The 14,899-nt window shown below is 59.7% G+C and carries 16 protein-coding genes and 1 other RNA gene; 13 read left to right on the top strand and 4 right to left on the bottom strand.

All coding sequences use genetic code 11. The annotated features are described in order from the left end of the window. Positions 1-13: 13 nt before the first annotated feature. Positions 14-1,699, bottom strand: a complete 1,686-nt coding sequence (locus tag BUA42_RS04765; protein ID WP_072776500.1) for an NAD(P)H-dependent oxidoreductase subunit E — start codon at positions 1,697-1,699, stop codon at positions 14-16. 187 nt (positions 1,700-1,886) lie between these two features. Here BUA42_RS04765 and BUA42_RS04760 point away from each other — a divergent pair, with 187 nt between their 5' ends. Beyond that, complete coding sequence (locus BUA42_RS04760; RefSeq protein WP_072776499.1) at positions 1,887-2,288, top strand: hypothetical protein; 402 nt, start codon at positions 1,887-1,889, stop codon at positions 2,286-2,288. Between the two features lie 180 nt (positions 2,289-2,468). On the opposite strand, the gene BUA42_RS04755 is transcribed toward BUA42_RS04760, so the two are convergent. Together BUA42_RS04755 and BUA42_RS04750 are read right to left on the bottom strand one after the other, a co-directional pair. Further along, positions 2,469-3,212, bottom strand: a complete 744-nt coding sequence (locus BUA42_RS04755; RefSeq protein ID WP_072776498.1) for a Bax inhibitor-1/YccA family protein — start codon at positions 3,210-3,212, stop codon at positions 2,469-2,471. Positions 3,213-3,399: 187 nt separating this feature from the next. Beyond that, the gene (locus BUA42_RS04750; protein ID WP_084066132.1) at positions 3,400-3,618 is read right to left on the bottom strand and encodes a DUF1127 domain-containing protein; all 219 of its coding nucleotides are present in this window, start codon (positions 3,616-3,618) and stop codon (positions 3,400-3,402) included. A 128-nt stretch (positions 3,619-3,746) separates the two neighbouring features. Here BUA42_RS04750 and BUA42_RS04745 point away from each other — a divergent pair, with 128 nt between their 5' ends. Further along, a complete protein-coding gene (locus tag BUA42_RS04745; RefSeq protein ID WP_072776496.1) occupies positions 3,747-4,625 on the top strand; it encodes a LysR family transcriptional regulator in 879 nt (292 codons plus the stop codon). A 3-nt stretch (positions 4,626-4,628) separates the two neighbouring features. Here the strand turns inward: BUA42_RS04745 and BUA42_RS04740 are convergent, their stop codons facing one another. Next, the gene (locus tag BUA42_RS04740) at positions 4,629-5,594 is read right to left on the bottom strand and encodes an NADPH:quinone oxidoreductase family protein (protein WP_072776495.1); all 966 of its coding nucleotides are present in this window, start codon (positions 5,592-5,594) and stop codon (positions 4,629-4,631) included. Between the two features lie 296 nt (positions 5,595-5,890). Between BUA42_RS04740 and BUA42_RS04735 the strand changes: the two genes are divergently transcribed. From BUA42_RS04735 to BUA42_RS04685, 11 genes are all read left to right on the top strand, one after another. Beyond that, positions 5,891-6,265 (top strand): helix-turn-helix domain-containing protein, encoded by a 375-nt coding sequence (locus BUA42_RS04735; RefSeq protein WP_072776494.1) that lies wholly within the window; start codon positions 5,891-5,893, stop codon positions 6,263-6,265. A 52-nt stretch (positions 6,266-6,317) separates the two neighbouring features. Further along, positions 6,318-7,121: a histidinol-phosphatase gene (gene hisN, locus BUA42_RS04730; protein WP_072776493.1), complete on the top strand. Its 804-nt coding sequence runs from the start codon at positions 6,318-6,320 to the stop codon at positions 7,119-7,121. Then, positions 7,118-8,455 carry an 8-oxoguanine deaminase gene (locus BUA42_RS04725; RefSeq protein ID WP_281249774.1) on the top strand — a complete coding sequence of 446 codons (1,338 nt, stop codon included), beginning with the start codon at positions 7,118-7,120 and terminating at the stop codon, positions 8,453-8,455. Before hisN ends, BUA42_RS04725 begins: the two co-directional genes overlap by 4 nt. A 110-nt stretch (positions 8,456-8,565) precedes the next feature. Beyond that, a complete protein-coding gene (locus tag BUA42_RS04720) occupies positions 8,566-9,699 on the top strand; it encodes a cobalamin-independent methionine synthase II family protein (protein ID WP_072776492.1) in 1,134 nt (377 codons plus the stop codon). Between the two features lie 3 nt (positions 9,700-9,702). Further along, entirely contained in the window at positions 9,703-10,413 is a 711-nt protein-coding gene (locus BUA42_RS04715) for an alpha/beta fold hydrolase (RefSeq protein ID WP_072776491.1), read from the top strand. A 153-nt stretch (positions 10,414-10,566) separates the two neighbouring features. Further along, positions 10,567-10,992, top strand: coding sequence for an ATP-dependent zinc protease family protein (locus BUA42_RS04710; protein WP_072776490.1), 426 nt, complete (start codon positions 10,567-10,569; stop codon positions 10,990-10,992). Between the two features lie 20 nt (positions 10,993-11,012). Next, complete coding sequence (rimK, locus tag BUA42_RS04705) at positions 11,013-11,918, top strand: 30S ribosomal protein S6--L-glutamate ligase (protein WP_072776489.1); 906 nt, start codon at positions 11,013-11,015, stop codon at positions 11,916-11,918. Then, complete coding sequence (locus BUA42_RS04700) at positions 11,918-12,961, top strand: succinylglutamate desuccinylase/aspartoacylase family protein (protein ID WP_072776488.1); 1,044 nt, start codon at positions 11,918-11,920, stop codon at positions 12,959-12,961. The genes rimK and BUA42_RS04700 overlap by 1 nt, the downstream gene beginning before the upstream one ends. Before the next feature lie 131 nt (positions 12,962-13,092). Next, an RNA gene (gene rnpB, locus BUA42_RS04695) (RNase P RNA component class A) lies at positions 13,093-13,460 on the top strand. 120 nt (positions 13,461-13,580) lie between these two features. Beyond that, complete coding sequence (gene rpmG, locus BUA42_RS04690) at positions 13,581-13,748, top strand: 50S ribosomal protein L33 (protein WP_050927593.1); 168 nt, start codon at positions 13,581-13,583, stop codon at positions 13,746-13,748. A gap of 325 nt (positions 13,749-14,073) precedes the next feature. After that, the gene (locus BUA42_RS04685) at positions 14,074-14,865 is read left to right on the top strand and encodes a prephenate dehydrogenase (RefSeq protein ID WP_072776487.1); all 792 of its coding nucleotides are present in this window, start codon (positions 14,074-14,076) and stop codon (positions 14,863-14,865) included. The last annotated feature ends 34 nt before the right edge of the window (positions 14,866-14,899 follow it).

The following is a 14,899-nucleotide window of genomic DNA, read 5'->3' as shown; positions in this document are numbered from 1 at the left end:
AAATATGGAAGGCTCAGACCTCGTCCGGGAAGTGCTTCATTGTCAGACGGATCGGGTTCGGCGCGGCTTGCCCAAGGCCACAGATCGATGCATCGGCCATGGCCTGACACAGCTCTTCGAGCAACGGCTGGTTCCAATGATCCGCCTGCATCAGCTTGACCGCCTTTTCACAGCCGACCCGGCAGGGTGTACACTGGCCGCAGGATTCGTCTTCGAAGAAGCGCAGCATGTTGAGCGCGGCATCGCGGGCTTTGTCCTGATCCGACAGGACCACAACGGCGGCGGAGCCGATGAAGGACCCGTGCGGTTGCAGCGTGTCGAAATCCAGAGGGATGTCGTGCATGGAGCTAGGCAGAAGGCCGGAGGACGGGCCGCCCGGCTGGTAGGCTTTGAAGCTGTGGCCTTTGGCCATGCCGCCTGCGGCCGCGATGATATCGGAGATCGTGCTGCCGGCGGGCAGAAGGTAGACGCCCGGTTGTGCAACGCGCCCGGACACCGAATAGGAACGCAGGCCCCTGCGTCCGTTCTTTTCCGTGCTGTTCAGGCATTCGGGGCCCTCGCGGCAGACGCGGGCAACCCAGTAGAGCGTTTCGACATTGTGGACGAGTGTCGGGCGTCCGAAGACGCCGACCTGCGCCACGAAGGGTGGGCGATGGCGCGGCAAGCCGCGCTTGCCTTCGATCGACTCGATCATCGCGGATTCTTCGCCGCAGATATAGGCCCCTGCCCCGCGCCGCAGGTCGATATAACCCGGAGCGACCATGCCAGTGGCTTCGAGCGCGGCGATCTCGCGGCGCAGGATTTCGAGGACGGCCGGGTATTCGTCGCGCATGTAGATGAAGCAGGTTTCCGCCTCGACCGCCCAGGCCGCGATCAGCATGCCTTCGAGGAAAAGATGCGGCACACGTTCGAGGTAGAACCGGTCCTTGAACGTGCCCGGTTCGCCCTCGTCTCCGTTCACAGCCAGATAGCGCGGACCCGGATTGGCGCGCACGAAGCCCCATTTCTTGCCGGACGGGAAGCCCGCGCCGCCAAGCCCGCGCAAGCCGCTTTCAAGCACCTTGTCCTGCACCGCTTCCCAATCACCATTGGCGCGCAGCTCGGTCAGAGCGGAGTACCCACCGGTTTTGAGATAGGCGTTCAGATCCTGATAGTCGGGGATATGTGCGTGCGTGTCACCGGCGGCGATGGCGGCCTGTACCTTTTCGGGGGTCGCGTGATCTATGTGGTTGTGTCCCAGCTCCAGCACCGGAGCGGTGTCGCAGCGGCCCATGCAAGGCGCGCGAAGGACGCGGACCTCTGTCGGGTCGAGCCCGTCCTCAAGCGCCGAGATCAATTGCTGTGCCCCCGCCAGTTCGCAGGAAAGCGAGTCGCAGACGCGGATGGTCAACGCGGGCGGCGGCGTCTCATCCTCTTTGACGATGTCGAAATGGGCGTAGAAGCTGGCGACCTCGTAGACTTCGGCCATGCTCAGGCGCATCTCTTCGGCCAAGGCACGCAAATGCGCGGCGTTGAGATGGCCGTGCGTGTCCTGCAAGAGGTGCAGGAATTCGATCAGCAGGTCCCGACGGCGCGGGCGATCGGCGAGAAGCGATTGCACCTCGGCCAGTGCAGCGTCGGTGAATTGACGGCCCTTCGGCGTGACACGACCTTTGCCGCGCCCGGATTTCCACACGCCTTTGCGTTCGTCCAATGCCATCGATCCGCCCTTCCTTCGCGTTCGAGCGGACCGTGGCATGGCTCTTCGGACAAAACGAGCCTGAAAACGACCAACAGACGGGCCTGCGCGGCTGCGACAGGCGCAGATGGGGAACAGGGCGCGAGTTTCGGAAATCTTACGCCGATGTCATTTGTACCGCCCCGGCTTTGGGACTACGATTCCATTTATGAAACAAACGCTTTTGAGTGCCGCAGCTCTGGCTGCAATCGCATGTGCAGGTTGGGCGGCCGAACCGATGTCGGGGGCCGAATTCGAGTCCTATGTGACCGGCAAGACGCTGTATTTCGGGCAGAACGGGCAAGCCTACGGGGTCGAGGAATACTTCGACGACCGGCGCGTTCGGTGGTCGTTCCTTGATGGGGAGTGCAAGGACGGTGTGTGGTATGAAGATCAAGGCATGATCTGCTTTGTCTACGAAGACAATCCGAATCCGCAATGCTGGTCTTTCTTCCGCGACAGCGGCGGGTTGCGGGCCATCTTTGAAAACGACCCGAATGCGACAACGCTTTACGAAGCGCGGCAAAGCGATGAGCCGATGATGTGCCTGGGGCCGGAGATCGGCGTTTGAGCCATCTGCGCCAAATGACATCGCGCATCCCAAGAATTTATTAAACTCTCCACCAGAAACTTCGTACGAAGTTTCTGTGGCCGCCCTAGTAAATTTTGTTGAGGCCGCGAAAACTGCGCCTTGAATAGAAAAGGGCTGGCACGGTGGCCAGCCCTTTCGGATGTCGAACTCTCGGCAGTCTTATTCGCGATTGCCAAGCAGTTGCAGCAGGAACATGAACATGTTGATGAAGTCGAGGTAGAGGCGCAGCGCCCCCATGATACCGGACTTCGCCAACCACTCGCTGTCTGCGTGGGCGGCGTGTTCAATGTATTCGTTCTTGATCGACTGCGTGTCGTAGGCTGTCAGACCGGCAAAGATCAACACGCCCAGGATCGAAATCGCGAACATGATCGCGGGCGATCCAAGGAAGATGTTGATGATCGAGGCCACGATAAGACCGATCACACCCATGATCAGGAACGATCCCCAACCCGAGATGTCTTTCTTCGTGGTGTAGCCCCACAGCGACAGACCCGCGAACGCGATCGATGTCACGAGGAACACCTGCGCGATGGACATGCCCGTGAAGGCCACGAAAATCCAGCTCAGGCTCAGGCCCATGACGGATGCAAAGACGTAGAAGAACGTCTGTGCGCCAGCGGCCGACAATTTGTTGATCATTGCGCTGAACGCGAACACCATGATGAGCGGCGCGAACATGACGATCCAGCCCAGGATGTTGGGCGACAGCGTTACCGGGTCGCGGAAGACGGCCAGCAGTTGAGGGCTGGTGCCCACGGCCCAAGCCACCGCGAAGGTCAGCAACATGCCAATCGACATGGTCGCGTAGACCTTATTCATATGCGCGCGCAGACCCTCATCAATCTGGGCGGCACGGGCGCCAGCAACGCCGGTCGTCCGGATTGTGTTATACTCAGCCATTTATCCCTCCGAATGAAACTCAGGAGTCACCCGCACCTGCGGGGACATGTGCCACGAATATCGGGTGTCTGATCCCGCATTTCAAGCTTTGCGAAACGCGGGATCCACCAAAATGTGTATCGAGCATGTATTTTTCAGAGAATTTCCGTCGGGATTGCTTGTTTTCCGGGCGAGTCGGTCGGGAAACTCAGTGTTTCCACGTCTGCGGAGCGTCCCAGATCGGGCGATTTGCCTCTGCTTCGGCGTCGCGGGACGTCAATCCGATGTCCGCGAGCATATGATCATCAAGCTCGGCCAGACGTGCGCGGCTGCGACGCAGTGCCATGGCTGCGTTCACACGTGCCAGAAAACCTTTGCGCGGAGCGGCCTGATCAAAACGGCCAAACAGGGTATCGAGGAGGGTCATCATGGGATGTTCCTTTCACGTTTGTGATGGTTTCTCCTGAAATCATCTTGTTGCCTGATGTATATGCGCCTGCTATGATCATTTGTGAAACGAATGTTTTTGAAGAATTGCATCAAGGAACGTGATGAATGCGAAATCTCGACATCACCACTCTCAGATCGTTCATCGCCGTTGCAGATTCGGGCGGCGTTACCCGAGCGGCGTCTTTCCTGAACCTCACACAATCCGCGGTGTCGATGCAGATCAAACGGCTTGAAGAAAGCCTCGATCTGACACTGCTTGACCGTCAGGGACGCGGTGTCGCGCTGACCGCTGCGGGTGAACAGCTCCTCACCTACGCCCGGCGTATCGTCGATTTGAACGACGAAGTGTACGGGAAGCTGACGAACACCGTATGGGAAGGGGAAATCCTTCTCGGCGTGCCGCATGATATCATTTATCCCGCGATCCCGAACGTGATGAAGGCGATGCAGCGGGATTTCCCCCGCGTGAAGGTTCAACTTCTGAGCTCGTATACCAGCGACCTAAAAGAGCATTTTGCGCGCGGCGATGTCGATGTGATCCTGACGACCGAGACCAAACCGGGGCCGGATGCGGAAATCCTCATGCAAGTTCCGTTGCGCTGGTTTGGGGCGCCCGGCGGGCAGGCGTGGAAAACGTCACCGCTTCCGGTCGCCTTCTGCAACCATTGTTCCTTCCGGCCCGTGGCACTTGACCGTCTCGAACGCGATAATCGCGCATGGGATCTCGTTCTGTCCTCCGACAGCGACCGCGCGATCGAAGTGGCCGTCAGCGCGGATCTCGCGGTGACATCGGTCCTCGAAGGGCACGAGCCGCCACAATTCGAAGCGATCCCGCTTTCCGCCGACCTGCCGGAGTTGGGGCATCAATCCGTGGCGCTTTACCGTGGATCGGCCCGATCGCAGATCATTGAACCGCTCTGCGCGCTGTTGCGCCGGGAGTTCGCTGCGATCTCGGGTGTGGACCTGCGTCCGGCGGCGGAGTGAGCGTCACGCGGTCACTTTGATGACCACCTTGCCAGTCGACTTCCGCGACCGGAGCAACTCCAGCCCCTCAGCAGCCTGCTCGAGCGGCAGGACGTGACTGACATGTGGCTTCAGTTTTCCTTCGGAGTACCATTCCAGAAGTGTCTTCAGGCTTTGCGTGATCACTTCCGGTCGGAACTGAAGATAGCCACCCCAATATAGCCCGAGCACCGACAGGTTCTTGACGAGCAGGTGGTTCGACTTGATCTGCGGCACATCCCCGCTTGCGAAACCAATGGGTAAAAGCCGCGCTTCGGGCTTGCAGGACCGGAATGCCGCTTCAAACTGTTCTCCACCGACGGGATCGTACACCACGTCCGCGCCTCCGAGCGCTTTCATTTCGGTACGGATGTCCTGCGTTTCAGCGTCGATCAGGTGATCGGCCCCGGCCGCTTTCGCCGCCTCCAGCTTGGCCGCGCCTCGGGCGCAAGCGACAACCGTTGCGCCCATCAGCTTACCAATTTCCACCGCCGTGAGACCCACACCTCCCGCGGCCCCAAGAACCAGGAGGGTTTCGCCCGTTTGCAGATTTGCCCGATGGTCCAGCGCAACATGGCTGGTGCCGTAGGCGATCTGGAACGCGGCCGCGTCTTCCATCGGCATATCGTCGGGCAGTCGAACGGCGCGGCGTGCGTCGAAACACCCGTATTCAGCAAGCCCGCCCTGGCCGCCGAACACCGCGACGCGGTCGCCCACATTGAAGCCCGTCACGCCATCGCCAAGCGCATCGACTCTGCCGGCCACTTCCATGCCCAGGGTAAAAGGAAGTTCCGGGGTGTCCTGATAGGTTCCTTTGACCATCAGAAGATCGGCGAAATTGAGACCGCAGGTCTCGATTTCGACCCGAATCTCTCCGGCTTCCGGGGATGGTGTCGGCACCTCCGTGACCGAGGGATCCGTATCGTGGCTTGTGACTTGATAGGCCTTCATGTCGGATCCTCTTTCCAAATCAATCCATATTTCAGCGGGTTATATGACAACCCAAACGCGAACAAAACCTATGATAGAACACGAAAAATCCCGTCAGCACTCGCCAATTGATTGCAATTCGTTAACCTTTTCATGATTTGGCAGCAGCAATTATCTTGCTCTGATACCTGTCATGCTATAGCGTCATTTCACCAACAATCGGATAGGTTGTCTTTTAGTTTTCGGTTAAACACCAGCGATTAGGCTCCTTGTCCGATATGAACGGCGCGGTCTCGCGTCTGACGAAAGAGAGCACAATGGCACATCCTGTTGACGTACACGTGGGTAAACGCGTTCGACACCGTCGTTGGCTGGTTGGGATGACCCAACAGCAGCTGGCGGAAAAAGTGGGTATCAAGTTCCAGCAAATTCAAAAATACGAAACCGGCGCAAACCGTGTGAGCGCCTCGCGGCTTTGGGACATTGCCGACGCGCTGGACGTGCCGGTCGCGTTTTTCTTCGAAGGCATCGAGGAGTCGCACGAGAACCAAACTCCGATGGCCGAAGCGGTTCCTGCGGACCTTCTTGGGGACAAGGAAGCCCTTGACCTGATCCGGTCGTACTATTCGATCCCGGAAAACCAGCGCCGTCGCTTGTTCGAGCTTGCCCGCGTCTTGTCAGACGTCGCTTGAGAGAACCCGTTTCCTGAGGTAGCCCGTAAGCGGGCTTCCAAAGGACGCGCAAATGACCAACCCTGATCCCTCCGAAGCAGACACGCTTTGGGCTGTTGCCGACGAAATGGCAAATGCCGCGCGCGACGCGATCCTTCCGCATTTTCGCACGATGGGTTTGAACGCCGACAACAAACTGGCCGGCGGATTTGATCCGGTGACAGTTGCCGACCGTGCCTCCGAAACGGCGATGCGCGAGGTTCTGGCCCGCCTGCGGCCGGATGACGGCATCCTCGGGGAAGAATACGGCTCGATCGAGGGCACCTCTGGACTGACTTGGGTGCTTGATCCGATTGATGGCACACGATCCTTCATCAGCGGCACGCCGACCTGGACTGTCTTGATCGCACTGTCGAATGACACCGGCCCCATCCTCGGCATGATCGACCAACCCTATGTCGGAGAGCGCTTCATGGGCGGTCTTGGCAAAGCGGATTGGCATGGTCCGCACCTCTCCGGTGCGCTTAAGGCCAAAGGCACAACCAAGCTGAGTGATGCCACGCTTTTTACGACATTTCCCGAGATCGGCACCGATGCAGAACGCGCCGCCTTTCAGCGCGTGGCCCGTGACGTGAAACTCACACGCTACGGCTGCGATTGCTACGCTTACGCACTTCTCGCCATTGGGCAGATCGACCTCGTGATCGAGGCCGGTCTGAACGCCTACGATATCCAGGCCCCTATTGCCGTGATCGAAGCGGCAGGCGGTGTTGTCACCGACTGGCAGGGAAATTCCGCGCATCTTGGCGGCAGGACGCTCGCCGCCGCCACGCCCGAGCTTCACGCTGCGGCGCTTGAGCGGTTGAACGCGGCGTGAGCACTCTGATCCAGAACGCGGATGTCATCCTGACAATGGACGACAACGCTTCGGAACTTGGGCAATGCGACGTGCTGTTCGACGGAGGTGTTGTCGCCGCCGTGGGACCCGGGCTCGTGGGGCCGCCCGGCACGAAAACCATCGACGGCCGCGGTTGCGTTGTCACGCCTGGCCTCGTCAACACGCATCACCATCTTTATCAGACGCTCACACGTGCGGTTCCCGGCGGGCAGAATGCATTGCTCTTTGGGTGGCTGCAGACGCTTTATCCGATCTGGGCACGGTTCGGCCCGGAGGAAATGTTCGTCTCGGCGCAGATCGGTCTGGCGGAACTGGCGTTGTCGGGGTGCACGCTGACCTCCGACCATCTCTACCTCTATCCAAACGGCGCGCGGCTGGACGACACGATTGCCGCGGCGCAGGAGGTCGGACTGCGGTTCCATCCCACGCGCGGAGCGATGAGCATTGGCGAAAGCGACGGTGGGCTGCCGCCGGATGCGCTGGTGGAAAAGGAGCAGGCAATTCTCGAGGACTGCATCCGCGTGATCGACACCCATCACGATCCGTCCGACGGGGCGATGGTGCGCGTTGGCGTGGCACCCTGCTCACCGTTTTCCGTCAGCCGCGACCTGATGCGGGACGCAGCCCTTCTGGCGCGGGACAAGGGCGTGATGTTGCACACGCATCTGGCGGAAAACGACGAAGACATCGCCTACTCGCTCGAACAATTTGGCTGCCGACCCGGGCAATACGCCGAAGACCTGGGATGGACCGGGTCGGATGTGTGGCACGCGCATTGCGTGAAACTCGATGGGCAAGAGATTGAACTTTTTGCCACATCTCGCACCGGGGTCGCGCATTGCCCCTGTTCGAACTGCCGCCTTGGCTCAGGCATTGCGCCCGTGCGCGCAATGCGGGATGCGGGCGTGCCGGTGGGTTTGGGCGTTGATGGATCGGCCAGCAATGATGCGGGCAACCTGATTGCGGAGGCGCGTCAGGCCATGCTCTTGCAACGGGTCGCAAAAGGCGCTGATGCGATGAGCCCGCGCGAAGCGTTGCACATCGCAACGCGCGGTGGGGCCGAGGTCTTGGGGCGGTCCGACTGCGGCCAGATCGCGGTAGGCCAACGGGCGGACATCGCCATCTGGGATGTCTCAGGTGTCGAGAGCGCGGGAAGCTGGGACCCGGCGGCGCTGCTTATGACTGGCCCGACGCGGGTCAAGCACCTCTTTGTCGAAGGGCGGCAGATCGTGGCCGACGGAGAGGTCACGACGCTAGATCTGCCGCGCGTGGTCGAGCGGCAAAACGCCCTTGCACAACAGCTGATGGACTGAGCGGGCGCGCGTTTTCGGAAAAGCGTGGACAGATGCTTCGAAGCATCTGGCACCAGCCGTGCGATTTGCTAGTGTGATTGCAAACCTATGCACATTAAGGGGCAGAGCAGATGGCACATATCAAAACCACCCATGTCGGGTCCCTGCCACGCACGCAGAACGTCGTTGATTTCATCTTCGCCCGCGAAAAAGGCGAGCTCTATGATCCCGCCGCGTTCGATGTCGCCATGGCAAGCGCCGCGTCCGAGACAGTGCGCCGCCAGGTCGAAGCCGGAATTGACGTGGTCTCGGACGGAGAGACCTCGAAGATCAGCTACGCCACTTACGTCAAAGACCGTTACACAGGGTTCGATGGGGACAGTCCCCGCAATGCACCCGCCGATCTCAAACTTTACCCGTCCTTCCTCGAACGCCTGAAGGATGACGGAGGCACGCCGACCTATGCCCGACCGATGTGCGTGGGCGAAGTGAAGTCCAAGGGCCAGGGCGAATTGGAAGCCGATATCGCCAATCTCAAGGCCGGGATGGCCGCACATGGCGCGACCGAGGCGTTCATGAATGCGGCGTCTCCGGGTGTGATTTCCCTGTTCCTGCAGAACGATTTCTACCCGACGCGGGACGCCTACCTCGCCGCGCTGGCCGATGCGATGCGGGACGAGTACCGCACGATTGTGGACAGCGGGCTGATGCTGCAACTTGACTGCCCGGACCTCGCCCTGTCGCGCCATATGCTGTTTGCGGACCTCAGCGATGCCGAATTCGTCAAGATCGCAGACAGCCACGTCGAGGCGATGAACCATGCCCTTGACGGCATCGACCCCTCCCGCGTGCGGGTCCACATTTGCTGGGGCAATTACGAGGGGCCGCATGTTTGCGATATCGACATGGACACGGTGTTCCCGACGCTGATGAAGGTCGATGCCAATCAGGTTCTGTTCGAGACCTCGAATCCGCGCCACGCGCATGAGTGGACGGTGTTCCGCGATCGCAAGGCCGAGATCCCGGACGACAAGATCCTTGTCCCCGGTGTGATCGACAGCACGACCAATTTTGTCGAACATCCCGAAGTGGTGGCGCAAAGGATCGAACGCTTCACCGATATCGTCGGCGCCGACCGTGTGATCGCGGGCAGCGATTGCGGCTTCGGCACCTTTGCGGGCTTCGGCGCTGTCGACCCCGAGATCGCCTATGCGAAACTGGCAGCCTTGTCCGAAGGCGCAGCACGGGCGTCGGAGCGCCTCTGACTCATGGTCGAACCGCTGGTTTTCCTGCCGGGCATGATGTGCGATGCCCGCCTCTTTGAGCCGCAAATCCGCGCGTTTTCTGCGACGCATCCCGTGATGGTTGCGCCAATCACGCATGGTCAGAGGATCGAAGAGATCGCGTCGAACCTGATGACCGCCCTGCCCCCGAAATTCGCGCTGGCGGGGCTGAGCATGGGCGGCATTGTCGCGATGGAGCTCTTGCGCCGCGCGCCCGACCGCGTGACGCGCATCGCGCTCATGGACACCAATCCGCTGGCCGAGACGCCACAAGTCGCCGCCAACCGGGAACCGCAAATCATCAAGGTCAAGTCGGGCAAGCTGACCGAGGTGATGCGGGATGAACTGAAACCGAACTACCTCGCCCCCGGTCCGCGTCGCCCGCAGGTGTTGCAGACGGTGATGGAAATGGCCCAGACCCTCGGTCCGGGCGTTTTCGTCAATCAGTCCCGCGCTTTGCAGCGCCGTCGCGACCAGCAAGCGACATTGCGAAAGATCCATCAACCCGCTCTGGTCATGTGTGGCGCGCATGATGCGCTTTGTCCGGTGAAAAGACATACCTTCATGGCGGAGTTGATCCCGCACGCAAAACTTGTCGTGCTGGAGAATGCGGGTCATCTGCCAACGCTGGAGACGCCGGACGAGGCGAATGACGCGCTTTGGGGCTGGCTGCATCAGCCCTATGTATTGCGCTGAATGGGCTTTATCGCGCTAGGGGTGTGAAAACACCGCAGGCTTTTCCGGTGCGTCAGCGCAAGCGCTTCGAAGAACACGGTGCGGCCGCAGGCTGGTAGATCAAGGGTTTGTGGTGCAGACTTCAGAATACAACAAAATGAGGACACGACCGAAATGCTCGTGATTGGTTGGCAAGAACGCGTTGACCTTCCGCTTCTGGGGTTGACCAACCTCAGGGCAAAAATCGATACCGGTGCCAGAACATCTGCCTTACACGCGACGAATATCGTCGAGTTCGTTCGCGATGATGTGCCCTGGGTCAGGTTTCACACGAAATTCAACGATGACGCCAATGACGTCGACGTCGAACACCCCATTCACGACCGCAGAGAAATAAAGAACACCAGCGGGATACCAGAGCCACGGATCGTCATTCGAACAAAGTTTCGCATCGACTCCAAACTCTGGAGAATTGACCTGTCGCTGACGGCAAGATCCGAGATGAAGTTTCGCATGATCGTCGGCCGTTCCGCACTCAGACGACACCCGATCCTGGTCAATCCCGGAAAACGTAACCTGACGACGTTGAAATCGACTTAGTCGAACATGAGGACTCCCCAATGAAAATTGCCATGCTCGCCCGCAATGCAGGCCTGTACTCTCACAAACGTCTCGTCGAAGCCGCAGAGCAGCGAGGGCATGAAATCGACGTCATCAATACCTTGCGCTGTTACATGAACATCGCCTCGCGGCGACCCGAGGTTTATTACAACGGTGAAAAGCTGGAAGGGTACGACGCTGTCATCCCCCGCATTGGCGCGTCGGTCACGTATTACGGAACCGCCGTTTTGCGGCAGTTCGAAATGATGGGTGTGTATCCCCTCAATGAAAGCGTCGGGATCGGACGGTCTCGCGACAAATTGCGGTCGATGCAATTGCTTGCGCGGGATGGCGTGGGGTTGCCTGTGACCACGTTTGCGCATGATCCGAAGCAGACCGAGGAAGTCCTTCAACTGGCGGGGAACGCGCCTTTGGTCATAAAGCTTCTGGAAGGCACGCAGGGGCTCGGCGTGGTTTTGGCCGATACGGACAGGTCCGCGAAATCGGTCGTCGAAGCGTTCCGCGCAACCGGCACGAACATCCTGATCCAGGAATTCATCAAAGAGGCGGGCGGAACAGATATTCGCGCCATTGTCATCGGCGGCAAGGTCATCGCGGCCATGAAACGGACCGGTGCCGAAGGAGAGTTCCGGTCAAACCTGCATCGTGGCGGCTCGGCCCAGGTGATCAAGCTTTCCCCGGAAGAACGCTCAACCGCTGTCCGCGCGGCGAAATCGATGGGACTGAACGCCTGCGGCGTCGACATGCTTCGCGCCAATCATGGGGCGGTGGTGATGGAGGTCAACTCGTCGCCGGGTCTCGAAGGCGTAGAAAAGGCAACCGGTCTCGATGTTGCGGGCAAAATGATCGAGTTCCTCGAAAAGAACGCCAAACACGGCAAGACACGCACCAAAGGCCGCGGCTGATGCCGGAACGGGCAGATTTCAAGATCGGTGGCGAGTCGATCGCGCCGGGAACACGACGCACGGTAGATCTGCCCGTCAGCACGCTGTCCGACCATACGCCCGTCACGATGTCCGCGCATGTGATCCACGGAAAAATGCCGGGTGCCACGGTTTTCGTGAGCGCTGGCGTGCACGGCGACGAGGTCATCGGCATCGAGATCGTGCGGCGTCTGTTAAAATCGCCCGGTTTGCGAAGGCTGAAGGGCACTCTGATCGTCGTGCCGATTGTCAATTCGTTCGGCTTCATCAACCGGTCGCGGTATCTACCTGACCGGCGTGACCTCAATCGCTCTTTTCCCGGCAGCGAGGGCGGATCGCTCGCCGCCCGTCTCGCCCACATGTTTTTGTCCGAAATCGTTGCCCATGCCGATATCGGGATCGATCTCCATTCCGCCGCCATCCACCGAACCAACTATCCGCAGGTCCGCATTTCACCGGACGACGGCAAAATGCGCGATCTCGCCGACATCTTCGGTGCGCCCATAGTCATCAAATCGCCGGTGCGCGAAGGCTCCTTGCGCGAGGCCGCTCAGAAACTGGGAACCTCCGTCCTGCTGTACGAGGCTGGCGAAGGATTGCGGTTCGACGAGGTTTCTGCCCGGGCCGGACTGGTCGGCATTCTCAGGGTGCTTCGTTCGCTCGACATGATCTCGGGCCGCAGCATCGCACCGCCAAAAGCGCCCCCGCAATATTGCGCGTCCAGCAAATGGATCAGGGCACCGCTTGGGGGGCTGTTTCGCAGCTTTCGGTCGGACGGCGATCTGGTTCGAAGGGGCGAGACCCTGGGGTCAGTGTCAGATCCGTTCGGAGAAAGTGAAACAGACATCGAGGCGCCGTTCGAAGGGGTCATCGTTGGTCGTGCGGTCATGCCCGTGGTCAACGAGGGCGACGCGGTGTTTCACCTCGCCCGCATCGGGTCATTCAAGCGCGCAGGCGACGCACTCGACGATCATTCGAGCCAACTGGCCGCGGATCCCATGTTCGACGAAGATGAAATCATCTGAGACACCGGCGGTCCTTCGGCGGTTTGGTTGACGACGCGGGATTGTGCGGACGGAATGCGCATCTGGTGCATCGTCACAGACCAACGATTTCATTGACGTGTCGTGTCGCATCACCTACCCCGATGTCTCGCGCGGAGGGCCGGACGGCCGCCCTGTCACAGGGGAGGAAAGTCCGGACTCCATGAAGCAAGGGTGCCGGGTAATGCCCGGGCAGAGCAATCTGACGGAAAGCGCCACAGAAATCAAACTACCCCGGCCCGCCGGGGAACAGGTGAAACGGTGGGGTAAAAGCCCACCGGGGGGCTGGCAACAGCCCCCGCACGGCAAGCCCCACCCGGAGCAATGCCGAATAGGGGGATCGCGCGGGGCAACCCGCAGGGTCGCTTCAGCCCAGATCCCCGGGTTGGCAGCACGAGGCCGTTGGCGACAGCGGTCCCAGAGGAATGGTCGTCCCTCCAGCAACGGAGGACAGAATCCGGCTTACAGGCCCTCCGCGCGTTTTTCATGGCCATTCGGGGCGATCGCACTTGACTCGCACGACGCGGCGGGTAGAAGGCGCGTTCATACCGAAATTCACGAGGCCCCGCCATGATGACGGCCTCGATGCAGGAGACGATCCATGGCGAAGCCGACCACGATTAAAATCCGCCTGAACTCGACTGCGGGCACCGGCCACTTCTACGTGACCAAAAAGAACGCGCGGACGATGACGGAAAAAATGAGCGTGCGCAAATACGACCCCGTCGCGCGCAAGCATGTCGAGTACAAAGAAGGCAAGATCAAGTAAGCCTTCACCTTCACGGACAGTGAAGATTTGGCCGCGCAGGGACATCCCGGCGCGGCTTTTTCGTATCCGCAGCGAATGTCTCGTTTACAGCCCAAAGTTCTAGACTTTTGTGCCGCAGTTGGTGGCCGCTGTTCAGGTGTCGTTGACTCCTCGGTCTTGGGTGCTTTAAGGCCGGTGACATGATGAAATCGTTCTTTGCATCGCAGGACTATTATCCTCAGCTTAGATAGCTGCGGGTAATTCATCATTTGTTTTCCGCTGCCCCTGACAGCGGTCAACATACAGAAGACCTTGTGCCGGGCGGCAAATTCAGAGGTCGAGAAAAATGAACAACAACAATAATCGTGAACCGAGCTCCCTAGGCATCGTCGGGTTTGGCGCGTTCGGACAACTTGCAGCCCGTCATCTCGGCAAGCATTTCGAAATAACGGCCTACGATCCGTCCCAGAACGTTGCCAATGTCGCACAGCACCTCGGCGTGACCCTCTCATCGTTGCACTCGGTATCGCAGGCGGATGTGATCCTCATTGCGGCACCTGTGTCCTCTTTTGAGAATGTTGTCAGCGAGATCGCGGATGCTTGTAATCCTGGCGCGCTGATCGTCGATGTCGGCTCAGTCAAAGTCGTTCCCGCGGAAATCATGCGGCGGATGCTCCCGAACCATGTAGACATCGTGGCAACTCACCCCTTGTTCGGCCCTCAGAGTGCCAGACAAGGAATCGAAGGCCTGAAAGTCGCGGTCTGCCCCGTTCAAGGGAACCGGCACGCGCAGGTGGCTGCGTTCTTACGCAAAGCTCTGGGTCTGACTGTCATCATGACAACACCAGAGGACCACGACCAAGAAGCAGCAGTTGTCCAAGGGCTCACGCACCTCATCGCCAAAGTGCTCCTAAGAATGGGACCGCTCCCAACGCGCATGACAACGAAGAGCTTTGACTTGTTATCTGAGGCGATTTCCATGGTTCAGCATGATGCCCCAGAAGTATTCGAAGCGATTGAGAAGGCCAATCCCTACGCAGAGACCGTGCGACGTCGGTTTTTCGATCTGGCTGCCAGTTTGAGTGTCGAACTCGAAGCAACCTCAACGACACAGCCACACAACGAAAGCGGACACTGATGGAGTAGCACCAAAGGGCCGCTTTCGTCCGTGC

Origin of the sequence: Marivita hallyeonensis, from assembly GCF_900129875.1 — a bacterium.
Taxonomy (GTDB): Bacteria; Pseudomonadota; Alphaproteobacteria; order Rhodobacterales; family Rhodobacteraceae; genus Marivita; species Marivita hallyeonensis.
This window is presented reverse-complemented; position numbering and strand designations above follow the sequence as displayed.